Origin of the sequence: Sphingomonas tagetis, assembly GCF_024211275.1 — a bacterium.
GTDB classification, from domain to species: domain Bacteria; phylum Pseudomonadota; class Alphaproteobacteria; order Sphingomonadales; family Sphingomonadaceae; genus Sphingomonas; species Sphingomonas tagetis.
Genome location: NZ_JAMLDX010000006.1, coordinates 134,544 through 160,888, shown reverse-complemented (window position 1 = coordinate 160,888; position 26,345 = coordinate 134,544). Strand labels below are relative to the sequence as shown.

At 68.7% G+C, this 26,345-nt stretch carries 23 protein-coding genes; 5 read left to right on the top strand and 18 right to left on the bottom strand.

The features are described from left to right. The 3 genes from M9978_RS10065 to M9978_RS10055 all read left to right on the top strand — a co-directional run bounded on the left by M9978_RS10065 (position 1) and on the right by M9978_RS10055 (position 4,107). The gene (locus tag M9978_RS10065) at positions 1-1,410 is read left to right on the top strand and encodes a M16 family metallopeptidase (protein ID WP_254292903.1); all 1,410 of its coding nucleotides are present in this window, start codon (positions 1-3) and stop codon (positions 1,408-1,410) included. A 170-nt stretch (positions 1,411-1,580) separates the two neighbouring features. After that, a complete protein-coding gene (locus M9978_RS10060) occupies positions 1,581-2,882 on the top strand; it encodes an LPXTG cell wall anchor domain-containing protein (protein WP_254292902.1) in 1,302 nt (433 codons plus the stop codon). Between the two features lie 91 nt (positions 2,883-2,973). Next, positions 2,974-4,107: a hypothetical protein gene (locus tag M9978_RS10055; protein WP_254292901.1), complete on the top strand. Its 1,134-nt coding sequence runs from the start codon at positions 2,974-2,976 to the stop codon at positions 4,105-4,107. Here M9978_RS10055 and M9978_RS10050 read toward each other — a convergent pair. The 14 genes from M9978_RS10050 to M9978_RS09985 all read right to left on the bottom strand — a co-directional run bounded on the left by M9978_RS10050 (position 4,052) and on the right by M9978_RS09985 (position 17,243). Next, a complete protein-coding gene (locus tag M9978_RS10050; protein WP_254292900.1) occupies positions 4,052-6,082 on the bottom strand; it encodes an acyltransferase family protein in 2,031 nt (676 codons plus the stop codon). The two genes, M9978_RS10055 and M9978_RS10050, sit on opposite strands and share 56 nt — an antisense overlap. A 151-nt stretch (positions 6,083-6,233) precedes the next feature. Then, positions 6,234-6,611 (bottom strand): 50S ribosomal protein L7/L12, encoded by a 378-nt coding sequence (rplL, locus tag M9978_RS10045; RefSeq protein ID WP_254292899.1) that lies wholly within the window; start codon positions 6,609-6,611, stop codon positions 6,234-6,236. Positions 6,612-6,662: 51 nt separating this feature from the next. Continuing rightward, positions 6,663-7,178 (bottom strand): 50S ribosomal protein L10, encoded by a 516-nt coding sequence (gene rplJ, locus M9978_RS10040; RefSeq protein WP_254292898.1) that lies wholly within the window; start codon positions 7,176-7,178, stop codon positions 6,663-6,665. Between the two features lie 328 nt (positions 7,179-7,506). After that, on the bottom strand, positions 7,507-7,818 hold the full coding sequence (locus M9978_RS10035) for a hypothetical protein (RefSeq protein WP_254292897.1): 312 nt from the start codon (positions 7,816-7,818) through the stop codon (positions 7,507-7,509). Positions 7,819-7,862: 44 nt separating this feature from the next. Beyond that, positions 7,863-9,365, bottom strand: a complete 1,503-nt coding sequence (locus tag M9978_RS10030; protein ID WP_254292896.1) for a L,D-transpeptidase family protein — start codon at positions 9,363-9,365, stop codon at positions 7,863-7,865. A 94-nt stretch (positions 9,366-9,459) separates the two neighbouring features. Continuing rightward, positions 9,460-10,278: an alpha/beta hydrolase gene (locus M9978_RS10025; protein ID WP_254292895.1), complete on the bottom strand. Its 819-nt coding sequence runs from the start codon at positions 10,276-10,278 to the stop codon at positions 9,460-9,462. Between the two features lie 67 nt (positions 10,279-10,345). Beyond that, positions 10,346-10,792 carry a YaiI/YqxD family protein gene (locus tag M9978_RS10020; RefSeq protein WP_254292984.1) on the bottom strand — a complete coding sequence of 149 codons (447 nt, stop codon included), beginning with the start codon at positions 10,790-10,792 and terminating at the stop codon, positions 10,346-10,348. A 5-nt stretch (positions 10,793-10,797) separates the two neighbouring features. Next, positions 10,798-12,513, bottom strand: coding sequence for a DEAD/DEAH box helicase (locus M9978_RS10015; protein WP_254292894.1), 1,716 nt, complete (start codon positions 12,511-12,513; stop codon positions 10,798-10,800). A 54-nt stretch (positions 12,514-12,567) separates the two neighbouring features. After that, positions 12,568-13,626: a GNAT family N-acetyltransferase gene (locus tag M9978_RS10010; protein WP_254292893.1), complete on the bottom strand. Its 1,059-nt coding sequence runs from the start codon at positions 13,624-13,626 to the stop codon at positions 12,568-12,570. After that, on the bottom strand, positions 13,623-14,513 hold the full coding sequence (locus M9978_RS10005) for a cupin-like domain-containing protein (protein WP_254292892.1): 891 nt from the start codon (positions 14,511-14,513) through the stop codon (positions 13,623-13,625). The genes M9978_RS10010 and M9978_RS10005 overlap by 4 nt, the downstream gene beginning before the upstream one ends. Further along, the gene (locus tag M9978_RS10000) at positions 14,510-15,679 is read right to left on the bottom strand and encodes a GNAT family N-acetyltransferase (protein ID WP_254292891.1); all 1,170 of its coding nucleotides are present in this window, start codon (positions 15,677-15,679) and stop codon (positions 14,510-14,512) included. The genes M9978_RS10005 and M9978_RS10000 overlap by 4 nt, the downstream gene beginning before the upstream one ends. Before the next feature lie 149 nt (positions 15,680-15,828). Beyond that, positions 15,829-16,527, bottom strand: a complete 699-nt coding sequence (rplA, locus tag M9978_RS09995) for a 50S ribosomal protein L1 (RefSeq protein WP_254292890.1) — start codon at positions 16,525-16,527, stop codon at positions 15,829-15,831. A gap of 4 nt (positions 16,528-16,531) precedes the next feature. Next, a complete protein-coding gene (rplK, locus tag M9978_RS09990; protein WP_254292889.1) occupies positions 16,532-16,963 on the bottom strand; it encodes a 50S ribosomal protein L11 in 432 nt (143 codons plus the stop codon). Positions 16,964-16,973: 10 nt separating this feature from the next. After that, positions 16,974-17,243, bottom strand: coding sequence for a hypothetical protein (locus M9978_RS09985; protein ID WP_254292888.1), 270 nt, complete (start codon positions 17,241-17,243; stop codon positions 16,974-16,976). Here M9978_RS09985 and M9978_RS09980 point away from each other — a divergent pair. Continuing rightward, a complete protein-coding gene (locus tag M9978_RS09980) occupies positions 17,233-18,084 on the top strand; it encodes a hypothetical protein (protein WP_254292887.1) in 852 nt (283 codons plus the stop codon). The two genes, M9978_RS09985 and M9978_RS09980, sit on opposite strands and share 11 nt — an antisense overlap. A 21-nt stretch (positions 18,085-18,105) precedes the next feature. Here the strand turns inward: M9978_RS09980 and M9978_RS09975 are convergent, their stop codons facing one another. From M9978_RS09975 to M9978_RS09960, 4 genes are all read right to left on the bottom strand, one after another. Continuing rightward, the gene (locus M9978_RS09975) at positions 18,106-19,677 is read right to left on the bottom strand and encodes a DEAD/DEAH box helicase (protein ID WP_254292886.1); all 1,572 of its coding nucleotides are present in this window, start codon (positions 19,675-19,677) and stop codon (positions 18,106-18,108) included. 171 nt (positions 19,678-19,848) lie between these two features. Further along, positions 19,849-20,346, bottom strand: a complete 498-nt coding sequence (locus tag M9978_RS09970; RefSeq protein ID WP_254292885.1) for a GAF domain-containing protein — start codon at positions 20,344-20,346, stop codon at positions 19,849-19,851. A gap of 72 nt (positions 20,347-20,418) precedes the next feature. Next, positions 20,419-23,877 carry a transcription-repair coupling factor gene (gene mfd / locus M9978_RS09965; RefSeq protein WP_254292884.1) on the bottom strand — a complete coding sequence of 1,153 codons (3,459 nt, stop codon included), beginning with the start codon at positions 23,875-23,877 and terminating at the stop codon, positions 20,419-20,421. Next, entirely contained in the window at positions 23,877-24,143 is a 267-nt protein-coding gene (locus M9978_RS09960; RefSeq protein WP_254292883.1) for an FAD assembly factor SdhE, read from the bottom strand. The genes mfd and M9978_RS09960 overlap by 1 nt, the downstream gene beginning before the upstream one ends. 72 nt (positions 24,144-24,215) lie before the next feature. On the opposite strand from M9978_RS09960, the gene recG reads away from it, so the two are divergent. Next, the gene (gene recG, locus M9978_RS09955) at positions 24,216-26,273 is read left to right on the top strand and encodes an ATP-dependent DNA helicase RecG (protein WP_254292882.1); all 2,058 of its coding nucleotides are present in this window, start codon (positions 24,216-24,218) and stop codon (positions 26,271-26,273) included. Positions 26,274-26,345 lie beyond the last annotated feature (72 nt).

Below are 26,345 nucleotides of genomic sequence, written 5' to 3'. Positions count from 1 at the left end.
ATGTGCCGCCTGATCGCAAGCCTGACGGCTGCCGCCCTGTTCGCTGGCCCGCTCGCCGCGCAGGAGCTTCCGACCACCCCGCCGCCGATCCCCGCGCCCAAGGCGTTTAAGGTGCCGGCGAGCGAGACCTATACGCTGCCCAACGGGATGAAAGTGACGTTGGTGCCCTATGGCGTCGCGCCCAAGACGGTGGTGTCGCTCGTCACCTATGCCGGGCAGGTCAATGAGGGCGAGGACACCTGGCTCTCGCTGCTTGCCGTGGACATGATGCGCGAGGGTGCGGGCGGCATGACCGGCGCGCAGATTGCGCAGAAGGCCGCGGAGATGGGCGGCGGGATCGGCACCAATCCGGGGCTCGAAAACTCGTCGGTCACGCTGAACGTGCTGTCCGAACGCGCGGGCGATGCGATCGCGCTGGTCGCCGATGTCGCGCAGCGCCCGGCCTATCCCGATGCCGATCTGGCGCGGGTCAAGGCGAACTGGAACCGCCGCCTGGCGGTCGCGCTGACTCAGCCGGGGACGCTGGCGGACGCGGCGCTCGACCGGGCTTATTACGGCACCGGCCATCCCTACGGCCGCGTGCTGCCGACGCCGCAGCAGTTCGGGGCGTACACGACCGCGCAGCTGCGCGCGTGGCACGCCGCCAATTACGGGGCGAAGCGCTCGCACCTTTATGTCGCCGGCAAGTTCGACGCGGCGGCGGTCAAGGCGGCGGTGAGCAAGGCGTTCGGCGGCTGGACCGCCGGACCGGACCGGCTGGTGCTGCCGCCCAGCCCCAAGGCCGGGCCGCAAGTGCTGCTGATCGACCGGCCAGGTTCGCCGCAGAGCACGATCAACCTGGCCTTCGCCGCGCCCAAGGCGGGGAGCGCGGGCGATATCCCGATGCGCGTGTCGAACGCGCTGCTCGGCGGGGCGTTCAGCTCGCGCATCACGCGCAACATCCGCGAGGCGAAGGGCTATACCTATTCGCCGGGGTCGGCGCTGGGCTTCTTCCCGCACAACACGCTGTGGACGTTCAATGCGGACGTGACGACGGCTTCGACCGGGGCGTCGCTCAAGGAGGTGTTCCACGAGATCCGCACGCTGCAGGCGACGCCGCCGGCTGACGCGGAAGCGGCGGGGATGCGGCAGTACATGGCCGGGCTGTTCGTGATCCAGAACTCGACCGCGGGCTCGCTGGTCAACACGCTGGCGACGCGCGACATGCTGGGCCTGCCGCGCGACTGGATGGACCGCTATGTGCCCGCGACGCTGGCGGTCACGCCGGCGCAGATCAGCGCTGCGGCGAAGGCGTTCCCGCTCGAAAAGATGACGCTGGTGGTGGTCGGCGATCTCAAGGTCATCACGCCGCAACTTCAGGCATTGCCCGAACTCAAGGGGATCGAGTTCAGGACGGTGACGGTGCCCTGAATAGTCGTTTCGACGAAGGCATGAAGTAGAAACGGTGGTAACGATTGTTGCCGCCGTTTCGTTTTCATGGCGGAACGGAGTCATCGTCTCGCCGGTGCTGGTTAACGGCTCGCCGCAATTTGGAGCCGCTCAGGCGACGAATCGCAGGTTCCACTCATTGACCCCCCGTTATGACCCCAAACCCAAACATTGCGCGCAACGCGCTTCGCCCGGCGACCGCCCTGTTTCTTGCGGCCGTCGCCATCCCTTCAACCGCTTTCGCGCAGGACATCGTGACCCCGCCGGTGGTCGTGGTGCCGGCCGCGCCGGCGCCCGCACCGGCACCAGTGGCGCAGGCGCCGTCCGGCGAGTCGCGCACGACGATCGCCCCTGGCGTCGCCGAGCAGGCGCAGCAGGAGGCGCGTGAGCGCGCCGCCACGCAGCGCGCCGAACGGCCCGCGGCCCGCAACGCGCCGGTCGCGCAACGTGCGCCGGTTCGTCCCGCCCCGGCTCAGGCAGTGCCTGCTGTGCAACCTGCAGCATTAGTTGCCGCCGCACCGGTGACGCCGCCGGTCGAGACCGCGCCGGCCACCGCCGCGCCGGTCGAAACCACGACGGTCGAAACGCCGGCGGAGCAACCCGCCGGGGACGGCGGCACCTTGTGGCTGGTGCTGGCCGGCCTCGGGGTCGCCGCTGCCGCGATTGCCGCGTTCCTGCTGCTGCGCCGCCGCCGCGAGGACGAGGTGTATGAGGACTATTACGAGGCCGCGCCGGTCGCCGCCGCGCCGGTCGCCGAGACCGTGCCGTTCGTCGAATCCCGCGCGCCGATCGCGCCGGAGCCGATCGCGGCCGCACCGATGTTCATCGACCGTCCGGCCGCCCCGCCGCAGCATGAGCCTGAAGTCCATGCCGCGCTCGAGAATGCCACGCTGAGCCGCCCCGACGCCGATGACATCGACGCGGTATTGGGTGGCGCCGCGCCGCATGGTGACCGTCCGCAGCTCGAGCTGGCGATGCGGCCGATCCGTGCCGGCCTCAATCGCGACGAAGGCGTGGTCGAGTTCGAGCTGACCGTCGCCAACGCTGGCGGCGTGCAGGCCGAGGATGTCCGCATCGGCGCGTTCATGCTGAGCGGCCGCCCCGGCGAGACCGCCGCGATCGAAAAGCTGCTGATCGATCCGCCGGCGGACGGCGTGGTCGAGGCCGATGCGATCGCACCGGGCGACGGCACGCGTGTCGACGGCGCAGTGACGCTGCCGCGCGACGACCTGCATGTCGCGAATGACGGCGAGGGCCATGAGGGCTTCACGCCGGTCGTGCTCGCCGATGCGCGCTATCGCCTGCCGGACGGCAGCGAGGGGCGCACCGCGGCCGCCTTCACCATCGGCCGCGTCAATGGCGGCGAGGCGCTGGTGCCGATCGCATTCGAGGACGAGCCGGCAATGTACGCCGATATCGAGGCGCGGCTGCACAGCGTCCCCGCCAAGGTGTGAACTCCGCCCGCAATGAGGCGGGCGCCATCCGAGCCGGCCCCGCGCACTTTGTTGGTGCGCGGGGCCGCGCGCATCTGCTAACGCGCGGCGGGTGACCGTGTTCAAGCTTCGCGCCACGAGTGCGCTGACCCTTTTCCTTCTCGCTTTTCCTGCGGCTGGCCAGAACAGCCGGCAGCCGGTGATCGTGACGCCGCCGGTCGGCGATTTCAATCTGCCGCCGTCGGGCCAGACCCCCGCGCCGCCGCCGACACCCGCGCCATCGCCAACTCCGACGCCGCTGACGATCCAGCCGCTTCCGACCGCGACCGCATCGCCGCCCGCAGTCGCGCGACCAGCCGCGACACGGCCCGCCGCGCGCGCGCCGGACGCAGCCGCGGCTGTGCCGGCTCCGTCTGCCAGTCGGACCGCGAGTGCGACGCCGGCAGTGGTGTCCGAGCCGGCGCCAGCGGTGGAAAGCGATCTCAGCACCAACATCGCGGCTGCGCCGGAACCTGCGGGCGAGGCCGTACCGGTGTGGATCTGGGCGGCGCTGGGCGGCGGCTTGCTGCTGGTACTCGGCGTGGCGGCGGGATGGTTGCTCGGCCGCCGGCGCCGCGCGGCGGCGGAGGAGGTCGAGGCGGTCGAGCCGGTGAGCGCGCCGGTCGCGGTGCCGCCGCCACCGCCGACACCGAGTCCGCCAGCCCGCGTCCAGACACCGCCCGCCGCCGCGCCGGCACCGCCGCCCGAGGGCATGTTGGTGACCGAACTGCGCCCGCTGCGCGCGGCAATCCGCGACGGACTGGTGACGCTCGATTTCGAGCTGTTCATCCAGAATCGCGGGACCGAGAGCGCCGACAATATCCGCGCCGTGATGGCGCTGATGGGCGCCAATGCCCAGCAGGACGAGCATATCGCCGGCTTCCACGCCTCGGCGCGGATGACGACGGGGTCGGAACCATTCAGCATCGCCCCGGGCGGCGTGTTCATGCTCAACGGCCAGGTGAGCTTGCCCGACGGGCAGATGCCGGCGGTGAACGTGCAGGGCAAGCCGATGTTCGTGCCGATCGTGCCGGTCGCGCTGCGCTGGTATGCGGGTTTGAGCATCAAGACGCTCCGCGATGCGTTCATGGTGGGCACGGTGCCGGCGCCGGGCGGCGACAAGCTCGGCCCGCTCTGGGTCGAGCGGGCGGCTAGCGGGTTCGGGCCGCTTGCGGCGAAGCGCTACGTCCCCAAGCCGCCCGGCTGAGGATCGCACGTTTGAGATCTGGATAGACGCGGTCGTTGCCAAGGCCGCTCAGATGATCGCCGTCGAGGAACAATGGGTGGCCGCCGGGCAGCGCCTCGCAGGTTGCGCCGGGGCAGAGCAGCGGCAGCGGATCCCATAGCAAGGTCCGGGGCACGCTCGCTGCCAGCGACTGCATCGCCGCCATGACATGACGCCGCCGCTCGATCACCTGGGCGCGCGAGGTGGTGAGGCCGCGGCAGATCGGATTGGCGCGGTTGAACGAGTCGGCGCAGCGGAACACCGGGCTGGGGAAGAGCGGCTTGGGCGCTTCGAGCACGATCCCCGCGCCGCCTGCACCGAGCCGGGCCAGGATCGTGGTCGCCTCCGCCAGCGCGGCGGGCACAACCCGGTCGAGGTCCGCGCCGGCGTCGGGATCGCCGGGAAACTGGTTGGCGATGCGCTTGAGGCGCAGGCCGGGGAGGAACACGACGTCGCCGGGGCGCGAGCGCCCTGCAATGTCCTCGGCCACGGCTTGGTACCAGCCGGCGCAACGGGGCCGCGAGGCGTGAGTCTCGATCAGCTTGAAATAGGGGCAGCCGGCGCGGAAATAGAGCCGCACCTGCGCGCCGGTCTCCGCCGCCAGCCGGTGCAGGTTCGGCGCATAAGCGAGGCCGTGCGAGTCCGCGGGGACGAAGATCGTGAAGGCAGGCGGGCAGCCGGGCGTCCAGCTCGACAGCTCGCCGCGCTCCAGCCGTTGCTTGGCGTAGCGCACGGCGCAGCGCGCGGGCGCCGGTAGCGCGCGTTCCGGCTCGGCATACCAGGCATGGCGGTCGCCGGTGACGCTCAGCGTGATGCGGTCGTGCGCCGCGATCAGGCCATGACCCGCCAGCGTGCAGAGGATCACGGCGATGGCGGCTTGACCCACGGTGCGCGCGGGCGGCTGCGCGGTGAAGCGCGGGTGGCGGCGCAGCGGCTTTTCGATCAGGAGATAGGAGGCGACCGCGAGCGTCACGCCGAGCGCCAGCGCGAGCAGCTGGAGCGGCAGCGTGTGCAGGCCGGTGGTCCAGCGCAGCAGCACGATCACCGGCCAGTGCCACAGATAGAGCGAGTAGGAGACGCGCCCGATGCCGGCCATCGGCGGGTTCGACAGGAGGCGCGGCGAGGTTTCCGCGGCGACGGCCATGATCAGCACGCCGGTGCCGAGGACGGCGGGCAGCGCGAACGGGAAGGGGAAAGGCAGCCCCTCCGGCGTGGCGAATCCGGTCGCGATCAGCAGCAGGCCTGCCGGGACGAGCCAGCGCTGCTGCGCCGCCCAGCCGCGCCAGCGGTCCTGCGTCAGACATAGCAGCATGCCGAGGCCGAGCTCCCAGAAGCGCGTGACGATCAAGTAGAAAGCGAATTTCGGCGCGGCGAAGCTCAGCACCGCACACAGGATCAGCGACGTCGCGGAGAGCCATGCCACCGACCGCACCGCGCGCGCACGGCTGTGGCTGCGCATGTGCCACCACAGGATCAGCGGGAAGATCAGGTAGAATTGCTCCTCGACCCCCAGCGACCAGGTGTGGGTGACGGGATTGTGAGTCGCCTGCGGGCCGAAATAGCTGTCGGTATCGGTGGCGAGGACGATGTTGCTGAGGCCGAAAAAGGCGAAGCGCGCGACCTGGGCCAGGCTGTTGCTGAGCCAGGCGTCGGGGATGAACAGCTGTGCGGCCAGCAGGGTGACGAGCAGCATCGCGACCAGCGCCGGCATGATCCGCAGCAGGCGGCGCGCGTAGAAGAAGGCAGCGAATTGTCCGAGGCTCGCAAACTCGCGGCCGGCGAGCGAGCGGGTGACGACGAAGCCCGAGATGACGAAGAAGATGTCGACGCCGGTATAGCCGCCCGGCAGCAGCCGCGGCCAGATGTGGAACAGCATGACCGAGAGCGCGGCGACCGCGCGCAGCCCGTCGATCGCCGGAAGATAGCGGGTGGATGAAGTCGATCGCGTGCCGGTCAAAATGTGCCCCCGCGCAAAGCCTTAGGTGAGGTATTGCGCGACGAAAAGGGACGGGGATGGAGGCGCGTGTCGATACCGCCCCCACAACAGAAAAGGGGCGGCCCGTTACCGGACCGCCCCTTCATCTCGTCTGCCGTGAAGCAGAAGAAGCTTACTTGACCTCGACGGTCGCGCCGGCTTCCTCGAGCTGCTTCTTGATCTTCTCGGCCTCGTCCTTCGACACGCCCTCCTTGACGGCCTTCGGCGCGCCCTCGACGAGAGCCTTCGCTTCGGTCAGGCCGAGCTGGGTGATCGCGCGGACTTCCTTGATGACGTTGATCTTCTTGCCACCGTCGCCGGTGAGGATCACGTCGAACTCGGTCTGCTCTTCAGCAGCCGGGGCAGCGGCGGCGCCACCGCCGGCAGCGGCAACGGCGACAGGCGCGGCGGCCGAAACGCCCCACTTCTCTTCGAGGAGCTTCGAGAGCTCGGCGGCTTCGAGGACGGTCAGCTCCGAGAGAGCGTCGACGAGCTTGTTCAGGTCAGCCATGGTATATTCCCTTCAATCAGATTGGTTCGAAAATAGTCGCGAAAGCACGCCTCAGGCGGCTTCCTTCTCCGCATAGGCGTTGAACACGCGCGCCAGCTGGCCGGCGGGCGCCGCGGTGATCGCAGCGAGCTTCGAGGCCGGAGCCTGAAGCAGGCCGACGAGCTTGCCGCGCAGTTCGTCGAGCGAAGGCAGCGATGCGAGCGCCTTCACGCCTTCCGCGTTCAACAGCTGCGCACCCATCGCGCCGCCAACGATCTCGAGCTTGTCGTTGGTCTTGGCGAACTCGATCGCGACCTTTGCAGCAGCAACGGGATCGATCGAGGTGGCGAGCGCAGTCGGACCCGTCAGCAGGTCCGAGAGCACCGAATAATCGGTGCCGTCGAGCGCGATCTTGGCAAGGCGGTTCTTCGCGACCTTGTAGCTCGCACCGGCGTCGCGCATCTTGTTGCGGAGGTCCGTCGATTGCTTGACGGTCATCCCGAGGTTGCGGGTGACGACCACCACGCCGACCTCGTTGAAGGTGCGGTTCAGCTCGGCAACGGCTTCGGTCTTCTGAGCACGATCCATGCCGGTCTCCTCAAAATACCCCAGCCCAAAGGACTGGAGCCGGTTACGCCGGAGGAAGGGCGGATGCCCAACCCCCTCGTCCGAGGGGCATGATCGTCAGGGCGCGGATGAGCTCCGGCTGGCTGACCCGGAGACGCCAATCGCTTGGGTCCGCCGGTAAATATCGCTGTCCCCGTCTTGGCTGGAAATTAAGACCGGCAAATTCCGGTCACCAACTGTCTCGGACGGTTTCGTCCCGCCACGAGTCTCCCCGCGGCGAAGCGAAGGCGCGCCAATACAGGGCGGGGCGGGGAAGTCAAGTCGCCTTCCCCGCCCGGCCGGGATCGGATCAGTGGACCGGCTCGGCGGGCTGGGCCTTTTCCTCGCCCTCCTGCTGCGGCAGGCGCGCGGTCATGCCGACGGCGTCGGCATCGTCCTGCACCTGCTGCGCGTGCGGCTGCTCCTGCGCGACCGGGGTCGGGCTGGGCGTCGGCGTTGGGCTCGGCGTCGGCTCGACGACATTCTCGGGCGGAGTCTCGTCGACCACGACGACATTATCGGCTTCGTTGGCAGGCGGCGGCGGCGCGTCCGAGCCGCCCGAGCAGGCGGCGAGCGTGGCGGCGGCGAGGAGCGCGGCAGCGAGGGGCAGGCGACGGGTCATGTGATCTCCTGTTCGAGGTGCGGCAAATGCCGAAAAACGCAACATCAACGAGCGGCCAGCGCTTGGGCGGCGGACCGCGATTCGATCTTGGTGGCGAGCGTCTTGTCCCAGCCATAGGGGTCGCCGCGGAAGTTCATCGTGCCGCTCTGGCTGGCATAGGCGGTCCAGTAGAGCAGATAGACCGCGACATCCTTGGGCAGGTCGGCGCGTTTGGTCTCACCCTTGGCGAGCGCGGCGTCGATCGCTTCGGGGGTCCATTCGGTGCTGCCGTCGAGCAGCAGGCGGGCGAGGTCGCCGGGGCGTTCGAGCCGGATGCAGCCGTGCGAGGCGAGGCGATCGTAGCTCGAGAAGATGCCCTTGCCCGGCGTGTCGTGGAGATAGACCGCGAACGGGTTGGCGAAGTCGAACTTGTATTTGCCGAGCGCGGAGTGCGACGGCTGCTGCTGCAGGCGGCGCGCGGCGCCGGTGCCGATCACCTTGAAGCCGTTGCGCGCGAGATAGGCCGAGCCCTTGGGGAACAGCTCGCGCTGGGCGATGCCGGCGGGGACGTTCCAGGGCGGGTTGAGCACGACCGAGTGGATCGACGAGGCGAGCATCGGCGTCTCGCCGCCGCCCGGCTTGCCAGTGGCGCCGCGCATCGACATCACCGGCTTGTCGCCCTCGAACACCGCGACTTGCGCGGCGGCGATATTCACCTGGATGCGGTCGACCGGCATTTCCTTGGGCATCCAGCGCCAACGTTCCATGTTGGCCATGATCTGGCGGACGCGGCTGGAGACGGGGACATTGAGCGCGGCGAGCGTGCCGGTCGAGACGACGCCGGTCGGCGGCAGGCCGTAGCGGCGTTGCGCGCGGACCACGGCTTCCTTGAGCGCGGCGTCGAACTTGTCGCCGGTGGCGACGACCTCGCCATCCTCGACCGCGAGCCGGGCGCGCAAGGCGGCGACGCGCGCGCCGCTGGCGCCCAGCGCCATGTCGGGGCCGGCGGCAATCGTGCTCCAGCCGCCGGCAGCCTCGACCCGGCGGTAGCGGGCGAGGCCCTTGCGGAGGTTGTCATAGCCTTCGTACTGCGGCGTCAGGCCGGCGAACCAAGCCGGGATGCGGTTGCCGGCGACGGCCTGCGTAAAGCCGGGCAGCGGGTCCCAGGCGGCGGGGCGCAGCGCCCAATCTTCCTGAAAATCCGCGGTATCGAGCCGGCCGATATGGATCGCACGGGCATAATCGAGCGCGGCACGGACGAGACCCTGCGGGTCGGCGGGCAGCACTTCGGCCTCGGCGGTCGAATAGCGCAGCCCCTGCGCGATGCGGCCCTGCACGATCAGGCGGCGGACCTGATCGGCCTGATCGGGGGTGAGGTCGGGCAGCGGCGCCTGAACCGGCGCGACCGGCACCGGCACGGGGGTCTGACCCGGTTGCGGCGCGGGAATGGCGGTGGTCGCGGGCGGGGGCGCCGTCACCTGCTGGGCCGCCTGCTGCGCGAACGCCGCGGTGGAAACGCCAGCTGCAAGCAGGGCCGCAAGCACGCGCGGCCCGGTTCGTTCAAACATCGATTGCTTCATCCCAGTCAACGGCTTTGGCACCGGTTTGGGGATGATAAGGGGGGCGGGGACGAATGTCACCCGCTTGCGCGGCGGGATGCGTTCAAATCCGTGCGTCCAGCCAGGCGACGATGTCGGCCATCACGCCTTGCTTGCCGGTATCGGCAAGCAGGTCGTGGAAATGGCCGTCATAGAGCTTCAACGTCTTGTCGGTGGCGCCGGCGGTGTCGAAGAAGAACTGGCTGCCGGCGGGCAGGGTCGCGTGATCCTTCGTGCCATGGATGATCAGCACGGGCAGGGTCAGCTGCGGGAACGAGACTTCGAGACGCTTGTCGGCCTTCCACATCTCGCCGACGGTCCTGGCGGGCTGGTTCTCGTCATGAATCAGCGGATCGGCGTTCATCATCGCCACCCAGGCAGGATCGCGAGAGAAATCGGCGTTCTTGAGCTTGAGCACCTTGAGCCGCGGGAACGGGCCGCTGAGCAATTGCAGCAGGTTGAGGACGAGCCGCGGGGCAGGGACGCGGAAGGCGAAGCTGTGGCAGATCAGACCCTTGAGCTCGCGCTGGTGGCGCAGCGCATAGCTGGTGGCGATGACACCGCCGGCGCTGTGGCCCATCAGGAAGACGGGCAGGCCGGGATAATCGGTGCGGGCGCGGTCGAAGGCGAGCTGGAGGTCGGACAGATATTTGCCGAAGTCATCGACGAAGAAACGTTCGCCGTCCGACTTGCCGCGGCCGCGTAGATCGACGGCGTAGGCGGCATAGCCGGCGGTATTCAGTTGCCCGGCGGCCCAAGCGAGATGCCCCCCATGCGCGTTGAAACCGTGCTGAAGGATGACGACCGCTTTCGGACTGATTGCGGGCCAGCTGTGCAAGTTGATTTGGGTGCCGTCGGGATGCGTGATCCGTTCTTCGCTCATGCGCGCCTCCAAGCCGGGGACGCGGCGTGATTATCACGCCTGCGCAACGAGTGCGATTGCGGATTGCTTATGCGCGAGCGAGACGGACGAGCGCTTCGTCGAGCGACTGGAGGAAGCGCGAACGGTCGGCCTTGGCGAAGGGGGCGGGGCCGCCGAGCTGGTCGCCGCCCGCGCGCAGGTCCGCCATGATCGCGCGGGTGGCGATGGCGGCGCCGATCGAAGCGAGCGTGAACGGCTTGCCGGTCGGCGACAGGACCGTGGCGCCGGCCTTGAGGCAGCGGTCGGCGAGCAGGATGTCGGCGGTGATCACCACCGTCTTCGGCCCCGCCTGTTCCGCGATCCAGTCGTCCGCCGCGTCGAAGCCGTCGGAGACGACCTCGCGGTCGATCAGCGGGTGATCGGGGATGCGGATGAAGCTGTTGGCGACGATCGTCACCGGCACCGCGCGCCGCCACGCGACCTTGTACACCTCATCCTTGACCGGGCAGGCGTCGGCATCGACGAGGATGCGCACGGCGCTCACTTCTTCGGCGGCTTGCCCCGATGGTGGGGCTTGGCGGGTCGGGCGCGATGTACGGCGCGGTCGTGGTTGCGCGGTGGGCCGCCGCGGCGCGGTTCGTGGTCGCCGCGCGTGCCGGGCGGGGGTGGGCCATCAGCGACGGCGATGCGGACATCCTCGTCGTCGGGACCGGCCGACTTGGCGACTTCCTTGGCGAAACGGTCGGCGATGGCGCGCGGCACCTGGAAGCGGGTTTCGCCCGCGCCGATGCGGATCGCGCCGATCTCCTGCTTGGTGACATGGCCGCGGCGGCAGATCAGCGGCAGGATCCAGCGCGGATCGGCATTCTGGCGGCGGCCGATATTGATCGCGAACCACACCGTGTCGTCAAAGCCGGGGCGGTGGACCGGCGCGCGCTGGTCGGCCGGCCCGCGGTCGATCAGCTCCTCGGGCGCGGGCATCGACGCGCGATGGGCCTGAACCAGCGCGGCGGCGATTTCGATCGGGGTCTTCTGCTCGAGCAACGCCTCGGCAAGGTTGCGGTCCTCGTCGTCGATCTCGACCGGGGCGATCAGCTTTTCCATCAGCCGGTCGCGGTCCTTGGCGCGGATGTCCTCGATGCTTGGCACCGGCAGCCATTCCGCCGCGATCTTGGCCTGTTTGAGCGTCATCTCGACGCGGCGGCGGCGGGGATAGGGGACGATCAGAACCGCCGTGCCCTTCTTGCCGGCGCGGCCGGTGCGGCCTGAGCGGTGCTGGAGCGTCTCGGCGTCGCGCGGCAGCTCGACATGGACGACCAGGCTGAGCGTCGGCAGATCGATGCCGCGCGCGGCGACATCGGTCGCGACGCACACTCTTGCACGGCGATCGCGCAGCGCCTGAAGCGCGGCGTTGCGCTCGTTCTGGCTGTGCTCGCCGGAGAGGGCGACGGCGGCGAAACCGCGCTCGGTCAGGCCGGCATGGAGGTGACGGACATTGTCGCGCGTGGCGCAGAACAGCATCGCCGTCTCCGCCTCATGAAAGCGCAGCAGGTTGATCACGGCATGTTCGATATCGGCCGGGGCGACGGCGATCGCCTGATAGGCGATGTCGCCATGACCGCGATCCTCGCCGACGGTGGAGATACGGTGCGCGTCGCGCTGATAGCGCTTGGCGAGCGCCACGATCGGCTTGGGCAAGGTGGCCGAGAACAGGAAGGTGCGGCGCTGGGCCGGCGTCGCGTCGAGCAGCGCTTCGAGTTCCTCGCGAAAGCCCATGTCGAGCATCTCGTCGGCTTCATCGAGCACGGCGACACGGACCTTGGACAAGTCGAGCGCGCCGCGCTCCAGATGATCGCGCAGCCGGCCCGGCGTGCCGACCACGATATGCGTGCCGTGCGACAGCGCGCGGCGTTCGCGCGAGGCGTCCATGCCGCCGACACAGGTCGAGATGCGCGCGCCGGCGGAGGCGTAAAGCCAGGCCAGTTCCTTGGCGACCTGAAGCGCCAGCTCACGCGTCGGGGCGATGACCAGCGCGAGCGGCAGGCCCGGCGGCGGCAGCACGCCGTCCGCCAGCAGATCGTCGGCCATGGCGAGGCCGAAGGCGACGGTCTTGCCCGAGCCGGTCTGCGCGGAGACGAGCAGGTCGCGGCCATTGGCGTCGTCCTGCACGACGGCGGCCTGCACCGGAGTGAGATCGGTATAGCCGCGTGCGGCCAGCGCCTCGGCGAGGCTGGTGGGGAGGTTCGGGAAGGTCATGGGCCTCAAATGTGGCGCGCAGGCGAAAGGCGCGGCGCGCGGTTGGCGTGGCCCTTAGCGGAAAAGCGGGCGCTTGGCGAGGGCTGACCGCCATGCCTTGGTGGCGGCGCGCGAAAGGCCGGTCAGGCTGCGCAGGTTGAACAGCTGGAGGCGGTGGCGGACACGGCGTTCGTCCATCCATTCGGCTTTGTAGGGCTCGTTGCCATTGCCATAGGAGATGAGGTCCGGTCGATCGTGATCGAGGACGTGGCGGAACATCGCTTCGGACAGCAAGGTGCCGGGCGAATGCTCGCGCTCGCTTTCGAGATGGGCGAGCTTGTGGATCGTGGCGGTGCCGTTCTCGACCGTCCAGAACTGTGCGGCGACGGGGCGGCCCTCACGCCAGGCGAGGCCGAGGCGAAGCGTGCCGGCGGCGCTTTCCTGCTCGGCGAGCGCGCGGAGGAAGGCCATCGAGCCTTCGGCGGGTTTCCAGCTGGCGGCGTAGATCGCCTCATAGGCGGACCATGCCTGGGCATCGAAGCGGTCATGGACGCGCGTTTCGACCGCCGACTTTTTGGCGCGGCGGCGGACCGTGTTGCGCAGCTTGGACGCGCGGCGTTCCCAATAGGCGTCGAAGTCGAGCCCTTGCGTGTGCGCGACCCAGTGCGCTGCCTCGAACTGGTCGCGAGCCAGCCAGCCATTGGCGGCGAAGGCGCGTTGTAGCGCGGCGGCGTCCGCGGGTTCGAGCGGCCAGAGGTTGATCGTGGCGAAGCGCTTGCGCAGGCGGCGGGCCGCCTCGCCGAGCAGCTCGGCGCGCGTGTCGGGACCGGTGTGCGGGGTGAATAGCGGGGCGAAGGCAAGCGTGTACCAGCTGGCGAGCGCGCGGCCGTGGCGATGGCCGTCGTCGCGGATCGGCAACCACAGCGCATCGCTGCCCTGCCGAACCGCCGCGATGGCAAGTGGTGTGTCGGGCCAGAGCTGGCTGCGCGTGAGGTCGAGCCAGTCGAGCCGGTCGTACAGGCCCGGCTGGATGCGCCGGTCGAGCGCGCCGCCCGCGTCGAGCGCGACCGATTGCAGCGAATCGAGGATTCGCGCGTCGGTTTCGGCCTCGATCCGGGGGAAATTCGCGGTCATTCGGCGCCGTTGCTTGCGGTCGTGCGCTTGAGCTTGTTGAGCGCGCGCCAGGCATAGGCCTTGAGCAGATTCTGGCCGGGGTGGCGCGCGGGGAGGCGGGGGTTGAGGCCCGCCTTGCGCAGCATCGCGTTGAAGGCGTGCGCGTCCATTTCGCGATAGCTCCATTCCGAGCGCCAGGTGACCGACAGCGAGACCGAGGTGGCGGGGCCGTTCTGCACCCAGTGCGGCGCCTTGACCGGGACGTAGAGGCCTTCGCCGGGGGTCAGCGTGATCGGCTGGCCCTTGGGTGCAAATGCATCGTGAAAGGGCAGGTTGCGATGGCTGCCGCGGTGGAACGCCTCCTGCAGCTCGCCGGGGGTGAGTTCGGGGTCGGCGGCGGGGAACAGCGTCATCGTCTTGCTGCCGCGCAGTTGCATCAGGATGTTGTGCTCGGGGTCCATGTGGAATGGCGTGACCGCGTTGGGCGAGGAGACGAAGATGAACGCCTCGCGCTTGTACATGCGGCCGGTGCGCGGGCGGACGAAGGGTTCGAGCTCGTCGAGGATGTCATCGAGCAGCGCACGGTAGATCGGGTCCTGCTCGACGAATTTGAGGACCATCCACGAGCCGTTCGCCTCGATCGAGCGGATCGAGTCGGCGACTGAGAGGCCGTTATGCTGGACGGTCGACGGATCGACCTCGATCGGCAGGTCGGCGAGGTTCTGTTCGACATCGACCGGGCGGATGCGCTGCGAGAGCTCGACCAGTGCTTCAAGCTCGAACAGCGGGTGGCCGGCAAGGCCGTGGGTGAGCTTGCCCGATCGCTCGGGATAGATGGCGGCGAAGTGCGCGCGGGCTTGCGCGTCGAACACGGTGCCCTGGGTCAGGCGGGCGAGCGGGGCGGTCATGCTGCGGGCTCCGGGGCGGGACTGCGTTTCAGCGCGGCGGCGGCGCGTTCCGCGGTACGTGCGGCATGAAACAGCGCGCGGCTGCGCCAGCCGGCGAGGGGCAAGGTGACGCGGACGATGCTGCGGCGCTCGCCCCACAGGCTGTTGATCATCGGGTGGTTTTCGGCGGCGCAACTGTCCATCCAGGCGATGTCGCTGCGGGCGAGGATGCCGAGATTGGCGAGCTGGATCAGGACGCCGGGGGAGTAGCGGGCGAAGTCCTCGTCGAACGCGGTCTTGAACGAGAAGCTGCCGGGCGCGGCGAGGAAGTTCACAAGGATGCCGATGGTGCGGTCGTCGACCTGAAGCCGCAGCATTTCGAGCTTGCCGGCGGCATGCGCGCCGTGGAGCGCGTCGCGGAAGAATTGGGCGGTTTCGGGCTGGCAGGCGAGCGCGGAACCGGCGCGGCCTTTCCAGCCGGATTTTTCGAGATGGAGGAAGGTGTCGATCCACTCGTCGAGCTCGCCGGTCTCGGGGAGGCGGCGCGTGGTGACACTGCCGAGTTCGGCGAGGCGCGACTGGAGGCGGCCGATTTCCTTGCGCTTCTTCTTGCGAACGGTGGCGGCGTAATAGGCGTCGGGATTGAGATCGCTGGCGAGCATCGCGCGCTCTATGCGGTGGACGGTGTCGCACGGGCGGTTTGCCGTGGCGAGCAGGGCGGTGTGGACCGGGCCATGCTCGACCAGGTTGGTGAGATGAAGCAGGCCGGTCGAGGCGGGGTCGGCGTCGAGCGTGGCGAGGATCGCGGTCCAGGCGGCTTGCTCATGGCCACGGCGCAGCAGCGGGCCGCCGAGGAAGGCGTGATAGTGCAGCCAGTTCTCGACATGCGCGATGGGCAGGCGACCATAATGGCTGCCGCGAGCGAGCGGAAGCAGGCCGATCAGCGTGCCGCGGTCGCGGATTGCAAGCAGGCGCACGCTGGTATCGGCGAGCGGCGCGCTGGCGGTGAGGAACCAGCGTTCCACAAAGGCATTGGGCTCGGCGGCATGGGCAGCGAGATCGTCCCATTCGGCAGCGAAAACGGGGGTGGCCGCGTCGAGGCGCACGAATTGGGCCACGGGCTCGGCATGCAGCGCCGGCGCAGCGGCAGTGCCGCTTGCCGTGTCGATGGCGGTGAATGCGTTCATGCCTGCCCCAAGCCCATGGGGGAGTGGTAGCGGGCGAGCGTTAAGATTCAGCCACCGGCGCGGCGAAAGCGGCGGATTTCGGCCATTCCGGACAAGAAAAAAGGGCCGGAGTTTCCCCCGGCCCTTTTTGTCTCGCTGGCAGCGAAGGATCAGATCGCCGAAACCTCGGCGACGTCGACCTTCACGCCCGGGCCCATCGAGGACGAGACCGCGACCTTGCGCAGATACTTGCCCTTGGCGCCCGACGGCTTGGCCTTGACCACCGCATCGACCAGCGCGTCGAAGTTCGCGCGCAGGTCTTCCGCCGGGAACGACGCCTTGCCGATGCCCGAATGGATGATGCCGGCCTTTTCGACGCGATACTCGACCTGACCGCCCTTGGCGGCCTTGACCGCTTCGGCGACGTTCATGGTGACGGTGCCGAGCTTCGGGTTCGGCATCAGGCCCTTCGGACCCAGTACCTTGCCGAGGCGGCCGACCAGACCCATCATGTCAGGGGTCGCGATGCAGCGGTCGAACTCGATCTTGCCGCCCTGCACGATCTCGAGCAGGTCTTCGGCGCCGACCACGTCCGCACCGGCCTCGCGGGCTTCGTCAGCCTTGGCGCCCTTGGCGAACACGCCCACGCGCACGGTCTTGCCGGTGCCCTTAGGCAGCGTCACCACGCCGCGGACCATCTGGTCGGCGTGGCGCGGATCGACGCCGAGGTTCAGCGCGACTTCGATCGTCTCGTCGAACTTGGCGGTGGCGTTGGCGCGCGCGAGCGCGATCGCCTCGTCGACGCCGTACAGCTTCTCGCGGTCGACCGTGCCGGCCAAGGCCTTCGCCTTCTTCGTCAGCTTTGCCATGATCTCAGCCCTCCACCACTTCGAGGCCCATCGCGCGGGCGGAGCCTTCGATGATCCGCGTCGCGGCGTCGAGATCGTTGGCGTTCAGGTCCTTCATCTTCGCGGTCGCGATGTCGGCGAGCTGCGAGCGCTTGATCTTGCCGGCCGAGATCTTGCCCGGCTCCTTCGAGCCCGACTTGAGGTTCGCGGCCTTCTTGATCAGGTACGTCGCGGGCGGCTGCTTGGTCTCGAACGAGAAGCTGCGGTCGGCATAGACGGTGATGACGGTGGGGAGGGGCGTGCCCTTTTCCTGGCCGTCGGTCGCCGCGTTGAACGCCTTGCAGAATTCCATGATGTTGACGCCGCGCTGACCCAGCGCAGGGCCGATCGGCGGCGAGGGATTGGCGGCGCCCGCGGGCACCTGGAGCTTGATATAGCCCGTGATTTTCTTAGCCATGTTTCACTCTCTAGCTGGTCCGCGAACGGACCGGTTCAAGTTTAGCGGTACAGACGAGCGCCGAAGCACTCTCCCGCAGGTTTCCATTGCTGATGCTCTGGAAGCGCGCGCCCTTAGCGGACTTGCGCGCGAGGCGCAAGGTTGCGTTGGCCGCGATCACGATGCGAGACTGGCGGCGGGAGAATCGGGGGATCACCATGAAATTCAGCTTGGTGGCAGCGCTTGCTGTGATGCTTTGGCCGGCGAGCGCGTCGGCGGAAGCGGTGCGGATGACGGGCAAATTCGCCGCGGCGCACCGTGAGGCAGCGGTGCTGCGCTCGCTGGGAATCGATCGGTTTTCGGGGCGCGACGGGCGAGCACTGGAGATGGCGATCGAGCGCGCATTGTCGCAGCCCGATATCGACGGGCGGCCGCATTTCCAGCTGATCGGCGCGTTCGGCGCGGGGCCGGGGCCGGAGGGCGTGCTCGGCGGCGCGGTGACGAGCGGCGTTCAGGAGAACAAGTACAAGGGCAAGGAAAAGCAGTGCGTCGAGCGCGGCGCAGACGACAAGTGCCTGCGCGAGGCGGAGGTCGAAACCGATTGCATCCGGCGCGTGGTGAACCTGTCCGCCGACCTGCGGCTCGAGCGGCGGTCGGACGGGCGCATCGTCTATTCGGTCGAGAAGACGCGGCGCGACGAGAGCAGCTGGTGCCGCGGCAAGAATCCGCCGGGCACGGTCGAGGAGGCGATGCGCGGGATGGTGATGGATGTGGCGGGCGAAGTACGCCGCGACATCGCGCCGCGGGTGGAGGATTATTCGATCCGTTTCCGCGAGAGCACGCGCGGGCTGCCCAAGGCGCTGGAGCGGCCGTTCAAGGAAGCGGTCAAGCAGACTCAGCGCGATCTTCGAGCGGCTTGCACCGCGTGGACCGCGATGGACGGGCAGGCGACGAACCATCCCTCGGTCGTGTTCGACCTGGGCCTGTGTGCCGAGGCGGAGCGGGCCTATGCGGCTGCGCTCGAGCTGTATCGCCGTGCCGCGCCGCTGATCTCGCGGGGGAGCAATGAGGCGACGATCGGCGCCGACCGCGTTGCGAGCCTGATCGCTGCGCAGGAGGACGATGCGGCGCGGGGGCGCTAAGCCACCCGCGCCGGTGATCGCTTAGCGCTGGGCGCCGCCGCGCTGGCCGCCATTGCCGGCGGGACGTGCGCTGAACTTCTTCTTGCGAGGGCCGTAGAAGCGCGGCTGGTCGCCCTGCGGCCGCTGGCCGGCACCGTCGCGCGCGCCGCCGAAGCTGGCGCCGAGCGTCTGGCGCTGGCCTTCCGGACGCGCCTGACGCTCGCCCTGCGGACGGTCTCCGCGCGGCTGCTCGCCGTGACGGCGCCCCTCACCTGAATTGGCGGCATGCGGGTTGGCGCGCGGGCCGCGGTCGTGCTGGCCATTGCGGCCCGCGCCGTTGCGGTTCTGCCCGCCGCGATCCTGCATCGCGCGGCCGTTGCGGCCGTTCTGCTCGTCGCGGCCCATCGCCACCGGGGCGCGGGTCGACTTGATCTTGGCGGACTCGGCGAGGAAGCCCTCGGGCAGCGGCACGGCGGTGATCTTCTGACGGATCAGCCGCTCGATGTCGCGCAGGTACGTCCGCTCGTCGTCCGCGCAATAGCTGATCGCCATGCCGGTCGCGCCGGCGCGCGCGGTGCGGCCGATACGGTGGACATACTGGTCCGGCACGTTGGGCAGCTCGAAGTTGAAGACGTGGCTGACGCCCGACACGTCGATGCCGCGTGCGGCGATGTCGGTCGCGACCAGGAACTTGACCTTGCCCGACTTGAACTCACCCAGCGCGCGCTCGCGCTGCGGCTGGCTCTTGTTGCCGTGGATCGCGTTGGCGGCGATGCCGTTGCCCGCGAGCAGCTTCACGACGCGGTCGGCGCCATGTTTGGTGCGCGTGAAGATCAGCGCGCGCTCGACGCTCTCGTCGCGCAGCGCGATCGTCAGCAGCGACTGCTTCTCGGTCTGGTTGACGTGCGTGACGAACTGCTCGACGCGCTCGGCAGTGGTGGCGACCGGGGTCACCTTCACTTCGACCGGCTCATGGATGAACTGGTTGGCGAGGTCGCGGATCGTCTTGGGCATGGTGGCCGAGAAGAACAAAGTCTGGCGCTTGCTCGGCAGCTCGCGGACGATGCGCTTGAGCGCGTGGATGAAGCCGAGGTCCATCATCTGGTCGGCTTCGTCGAGCACCAGGATTTCGATGCCGAGCAGGATCGCATAGCATTGGTCGATCAGGTCGACGAGACGGCCCGGGGTGGCGACGACGATATCGACGCCGCGCGCAAGGTCGGTCTTGTTCTTGTGGATCGAGGTGCCGCCGAACACGGTCGCGACCGACAGGCGCGTACCCTTGCTGTACTGGCGCGCGCTCTCGGCGATCTGGCTGGCCAGCTCACGCGTCGGGGCGAGGACGAGCATGCGGCAGCCGCGCGGCTGGGGACGCTTGTTCGAGGCGACGAGACGCTCGATCGAGGGCAGCATGAACGCGGCGGTCTTGCCGGTGCCGGTCTGCGCGATGCCGAGCAGATCGCGGCCTTCGAGCAGGGCCGGGATCGACTGCGCCTGGATCGGCGTTGCTTCGGTGTAACCCTTCGCAGCGAGCGCGGCGAGGGTGATCTCGGACAGGCCGAGCGTGTTGAACTGAGTCAAATGAATCTCTTCGTAAATACGGCCGACGCGCATGCGGAATGCACGCGCGGAAGCGGTGTCAAAAATGACAACCCGCGTGACTAGGGAAGCCGGTAGATGAACCGAAGCGGAGCCTGAGTCCGGATGTATCCCGGAGCCCGATCACGCTGCATGACGCCTCGATGGGGCGCGATATGGCAGCGATGCTGCCGAAAGTCAAGGAACTCAGCCCGCGGCGCGGACCTGCGGGGCGGCGGGGTCGAAGATCATCGCCGCAGCGTCGGCGAGTTCGCTCATCAGCTCGACCGTCTCCATGTCGATCGGGCCGGCGGCCTGCCAATAGGCGCCCACCGCAGCGGTGCGGCCGATCGGGAACATCGCCATGCTGTGCACGAAGGTCGCGAGATAGGCGTTCAACGGCACGCGCGGGTCGAGGCGGATGTCGGGGATCAGGATCGGCTCGCCGGCCATGATCGCGAGGCCCGAGATGCACATCGAGATCGGAAAGCGCTGACCGGTCCACAGCGCGCCGATCGCGTCCTCGGTGACGTAATGGACCTGGTCGCCCTCGCGGCGGACCACTGTGATGCCGTCCGAGGCGGCGACGACGCGGGCATGGTCGCGCAGGATCGTGACCGCGTCCGCCTCGTCGGCAGCGGCGCTCAGCAGGCCGAGCGTATGTGCGAGCCTGACCCTGCGATTGAGGAAGCCCCGTTGCGGCACCCCGATTCCCCCTTCAAGGCAAGGTGTAGCACGCTATTGTTGCGGATCAAAAAACGTTGTGAAAACGAATAGTTAACCCGCGGCCTTGGCAAGTCCGCGGGACAGTTGCACCGCGGCGTTGAGTCGCGCACGCGGAGTCGCCCAGGCGCGGGCGATGACGAGCTTCATGTCGGGACGCAATTTCGCCGTGCCTTCAAGGCGTTCGACATAAGCGAGCAGCCCGTCGACGCTGGGGAATTTGTCCTCGTGGAAGCTGACCAGTGCGCCCTTCGGCCCGACATCGATCTTGGCGATGCATGCCTTTTTTGCGTTCAGTTTGGCTTCAATCAGCAGCAGGAGGTTTTCGGTCTCCTCGGGCAGCTTGCCGAAACGGTCGATCAGTTCGGCGGCGAATTCCTCGATGCCGGACTTGTCCTCGACCTCGTTGAGGCGGCGGTAGAGGCCCATGCGCAGGTCGAGGTCGGGCACGAAGCCTTCGGGGATCAGGATCGGTGCATCGACGGTGATCTGCGGACTCAAGTCGCGCGGGCGCGCGTCGCGCAGGCCGCCGGCCTTGGCGTCCATGATCGCCTCCTCCAGCATCGACTGGTAGAGCTCGTAGCCGACTTCCTTGATATGGCCGGACTGCTCGTCGCCGAGCAGATTGCCCGCGCCGCGAATGTCGAGGTCGTGGCTGGCGAGCTGGAAGCCGGCGCCCAGCGAGTCGAGGTCGGACAGCACTTTGAGCCTTTTGTCCGCCGCCTCGGTCATCATCCGCTGCGGCGCGGTGGTGAGATAGGCATAGGCGCGCGTCTTGGCGCGCCCGACGCGGCCGCGCAGCTGGTAGAGTTGCGCCAGGCCGAAGCGGTCGGCGCGGTTGATGATCATCGTGTTGGCGCTCGGGATGTCGAGGCCGGATTCGATGATCGTGGTCGAGACCAGCACTTCGTATTTCTTATCGTAGAAGGCGGACATGCGCTCCTCGACCTCGCTGGCGGCCATCTGGCCATGGGCGACGACGTAGCGAATCTCGGGCACCTCCTCGCGCAGGAACTGCTCGATATCGGGCAGGTCGGCGATGCGCGGGGTGACGAAGAAGCTCTGGCCGCCGCGATAATGTTCGCGCAGCAGGGCTTCGCGCAGGACGACCGGGTCCCATGGCATGACATAGGTGCGCACGGCGAGGCGATCGACCGGCGGGGTCTGGATCACCGACAGCTCGCGCAGGCCGGACATCGCCATCTGCAGCGTGCGCGGGATCGGCGTGGCGGTGAGGGTGAGGACGTGGACGTCGGCCTTGAGGCCCTTGAGCCGCTCCTTGTGGGTGACGCCGAAACGCTGCTCCTCGTCGACGATGACGAGGCCGAGCCGCTTGAACTCGATGCCCTTGGCGAGGACGGCGTGGGTGCCGACGACGATGTCGATCTGGCCGGAGTCGAGGCCCTCGCGGGTCGCCTTGGCCTCGGCGGCGGGGACGAGGCGCGACAGGCGGCCGATGCGGATCGGGAAGCCTTCGAAGCGGGCGACGAAATTGTTGAAGTGCTGGCGTGCGAGCAGGGTCGTGGGGCAGACGACGGCGACCTGATGTCCCGCCATCGCCGCGATGAACGCGGCGCGCAATGCGACCTCGGTCTTGCCGAAGCCGACATCGCCGACGACGAGCCGGTCCATCGGGCGGCCTGCGGACAGGTCGTCGAGCACGTCGGAAATCGCGCGGTCCTGGTCGTCGGTCTCGCTGAACGGAAAGCGGTCGACGAATGCGGGATAGCCGCCGGGATCGGGTTCGAGCACTTCGCCCGGGCGGACGGCGCGCGCGGCGGCGGTGGCGATGAGTTCGCCCGCAATCTCGCGGATGCGCTCCTTCATCTTCGACTTGCGGCGCTGCCACGCTTCGCCGCCGAGTTTGTCGAGTGAGGCGCCTTCCTCGCTGCTGCCATAGCGGGAGAGGACTTCGAGATTCTCGACCGGGACGTAGAGCTTGTCGCCGCCGGCATAGGTCAGCGCGACGCAATCGTGCGGCGCCTTCTGCACCGGGATCTGGGTCAGCCCTTCATAGCGGCCGATGCCGTGCTCGATATGCACGACGAGGTCGCCGGGGGAGAGCGTCGCGAGTTCGGCGAGGAAGGCGTCGGTCGACTTCTTGCGCTTGTTGCGGCGGATGAGGCGGTCGCCGAGCATGTCCTGCTCGGTCAACAATGCGACATCGGGCGCGGCGAAGCCGTGGTCGAGCGGCAAGACGATCAGGCCGACGCCCTGATTGGCCGCGCCGAGCGCTTCCTGCCAGGTCTCGGCGAGGCGCATGGCGGTCAGGCCATGGTCCTTGAGCAAGCCCGAGAGGCGCTCGCGCGAACCGGTGGAGTAGCTGGCGAGGATCGGTTTCCTCCCCGCCTTGCGCAGCTTGGCGAGATGCTCGGTGACCGCGTCGTAGATGTTGGTGCCGGCAGCCCGCTCGGGCGCGAAGTCACGCGGGCCATCGACGTTGAAGTCGAGGACGGTGGCGCTTTCCGGCTCGTGGAAGGGCGTGGTGAGGTGGGCGGTGGCGGCCTTGAGGCGCTCGGTCCATTCGCCCGAGGTCAGGTAGAGCTCGCCAGGACCGAGCGGGCGGTAGCTGCCGGCGTCGCTCGACTGGGCGCGAACGCGGTTGGACTGATAGTCGGCGATCGCCTCGAAGCGCGATTCCGCCGCGCTCGCCTCGCCCGAGTCGCGAATGACGACGGCGTTTTCGGGCAAATGGTCGAACAGCGTTTCAAGCCGCTCCTCGAACAGCGGCAGCCAGTGCTCCATGCCGGCGAGGCGGCGGCCGTCGCTGATCGCCTGATAGAGCGGGTCGCCAGTCGCGGTCGCGCCGAACTTCTCGCGATAGCGCGTGCGGAAGCGCTTGATCGTGTCTTCGTCGAGCAGCGCTTCGGAGGCGGGGAGCAGGGTGAAGCCGTCGATGCGGCCGGTGGTGCGCTGGTCGGCGGGGTCGAACGTGCGGACGCTCTCGATCTCGTCGCCGAAGAAGTCGAGCCGCAGGCCCTGTTCGGAGCCCGACGGGAACAGGTCGACGAGGCCGCCGCGCACCGCGAACTCGCCCGAATCATGGACGGTGTCGGTGCGGACATAGCCATTGGCGCTGAGCAGGGCGGCGAGCTTGTCGAGTGCGATGCGCTCGCCGGGGGCGAGCCGCGCGGTCATCTGGCGGACGCGGAACGGGGTCAGCGTGCGCTGGGTGGCGGCGTTGACGGTGGTGAGGATCAGGCGCGGGCCGGGTGGCCTGGCCTGAAGCGCGGACAGCGCCGCCATGCGCTCGGCCATGACGCGCAAGGTCGGGCTGGCGCGGTCATAGGGCAGGCAGTCCCAGGCGGGGAACTGCACGATGTCGAGTTCGGGCGCGAAGAAGGTCGCGGTCGCGGCGACGGCGCGCATCGCGGCTTCGTCGGGGGCGATATAGACGGCGCCCGCGGGGCAAGCGCGCGCGAGGTCGGCCAGCAGCCAGGAGAGGAAGCCGGCCGGAACGCCGGCGAGCGTCAGCTGAGTCCGGGCGGAGAGGATGCGGGCGAGATCGGGCACTATCTGCTGACAGGCACGTAGTTCAGGGTCTTGAGCGCGGACATGATCGTGCCGTGATACTCCGGGGGTACCGGCTGGGTTCCCATCGCCCAGGCCATGATGTCGACATCCTGTTCCTCGAGCAGCGTCTCGAACAGCTCGATCTCGGCATCGCTCCAACCCGCGTGATGCGCGTCGAAGAAGCCGCCGATCATCAGGTCGGCTTCCTTGACGCCGCGGTGCCAGGCGCGGAAGCGGAGGCGTTTCAGGCGGGTTTCGCGGTCCATGATTCCTCAACGGCAAATAGCCGACGGCGCTTTCGTGCGCCCTCGGCTGGGTGTAGGCAGCGGCAGATAGTCATGCGGCCCGAAATCCTCAATCCATTGTTTGCCGAAGTCACCGCGCTCAAAGGCGTGGGGGCACAGCTTGCCAAGCCGCTCGAGCGGCTGGGGCTGGCGCGCGCGGTGGACGTGGCGTTTCACCTGCCGAGCGGGTGGATCGACCGGCTCCCGCGCGAGGAACTGGATCAGGCCGATGTCGGGCGGACGATCGCGATCACACTGACGCCGGTGAACTACCGCATGAGCGGGAGTGCGCGAGCGCCGGCGCGGGTCGAGGCGGTGGATGGCAAGGGCAATTACGTCACGCTGGTCTTCTTCGGCGGCAATTCGGGCTGGGCGAAGAAGCAACTGCCGCTCAACGAGCCGCGCTGGGTGTCGGGCAAGCTCGATCAGTACGGTCAGGAATTGCAGATCGTGCATCCCGAGGTTGTGCTGCCCGCGGATGCGCAACCGGGTGGGCGCGAGGCGGTGTATCCGCTGTCGGAGGGAATGACCTCGAAGCGGCTGGCGGCGCTGGCGGCGCAGGCTGTCGAGCGCGCGCCGGAATTGCCCGAATGGATCGAGCCGAGCCTGAAGGCGAAACATGGCTGGCCGGACTGGCGCGAAGCGCTCGAGCGCATCCACGCCGATCCGGCGGACGTGAAGGCGCGCGACCGGCTGGCCTATGACGAGGTGTTCGCCAACCAGCTGGCGCTGATGCTGGTGCGCGGCGCGGCGCGGGGGAAGAAGGGGCGGGCGCTGGCGGGCACGGGGCGGCTGCGCGATGCGTTACGTCTGCCGTACACGCCGACCGGAGCTCAGGCGCGGACGATCGGCGAGATCGAGGGCGACATGGCGCAGTCGCGGCCGATGCTGCGGTTGCTGCAGGGCGATGTCGGCGCGGGCAAGACATTGGTCGCGGCGATGGCGCTGCTGATCGCGGTCGAGGCCGGGGCGCAGGGGGCGATGCTGGCGCCCACCGAAATCCTCGCGCGGCAGCATTTCGAGACGTTGCAGCGGCTGTTTTCGGGGCTGGGGGTGAACCTTGCGATCCTGACCGGGCGCGACAAGGGGCGGGCGCGCGAAGCGACGCTGATGGGGCTGGCGGACGGGTCGATCGATATCCTGATCGGGACGCATGCGATCTTTCAGCAGGGGGTCGAGTATCGCGATCTGGGGCTGGTGGTAGTCGACGAGCAGCATCGCTTTGGCGTGGCCGAGCGGATGATGCTTCAGGCCAAGGCGAAGACCGCGCCGCATCTGCTGGTGATGACCGCGACGCCGATCCCGCGCACGCTCCAGCTCGCGACGCATGGCGAGATGGATGTGAGCAAGCTCGACGAGATGCCGCCGGGGCGCGAGCCGATCGAGACGAGCGTGATCAGCGAGGAGCGGCTGGACGAGATCGTCAATGGGCTGGCGCGGCATCTGTCGGGCGGCGGGCAGGCCTATTGGGTGTGCCCGCTGGTCGAGGAGAGCGAGAAGACCGACCTCGCCGCCGCCGAGGCGCGCGCGGCGACGTTGCAGACTCGGTTCGGGGATCGCATCGGGCTGGTGCATGGGCGGATGAAGGGGCCGGAGAAGGACGCGGTGATGGCGCGCTTCTCGTCAGGCGAGCTCGGCGTGCTGGTGGCGACGACGGTGATCGAGGTAGGGGTGGACGTGCCCAACGCCACGCTGATCGTGATCGAGCATGCCGACCGCTTCGGCCTTGCCCAACTGCACCAGCTGCGCGGGCGCGTGGGGCGCGGCGGGGGCCGGTCGGTGTGCGTGCTGCTGCGCGGCGGCACGCTGAGCGAGACGGCGCGGGCGAGGCTGGCGCTGATGCGCGAGACCAATGACGGCTTTCGCATCGCCGAGGAGGATTTGCGGCTGCGCGGCGCGGGCGAGATGCTGGGCACACGGCAGTCGGGCGAGCAGACGTTCAGGCTCGCGCCGCCGGAGAAGTTCGCCGAGCTCATCGGCGCGGCCAATGCCGATGCGCGGCTGCTGGTCGACCGTGACGGCGGGCTGGAAGGCGAGCGCGGCGCGGCGGCGCGGGTGGCGCTGTACCTGTTCGAGCGCGATGCGGCGGTCGGGCTGTTGCGGGCCGGCTGACTAGGGTCCAGACCGATAACCGGCAATGGCCGTGACGGAGCGCATTTTGGCGTTGGGCAAGAAATGAGGAGG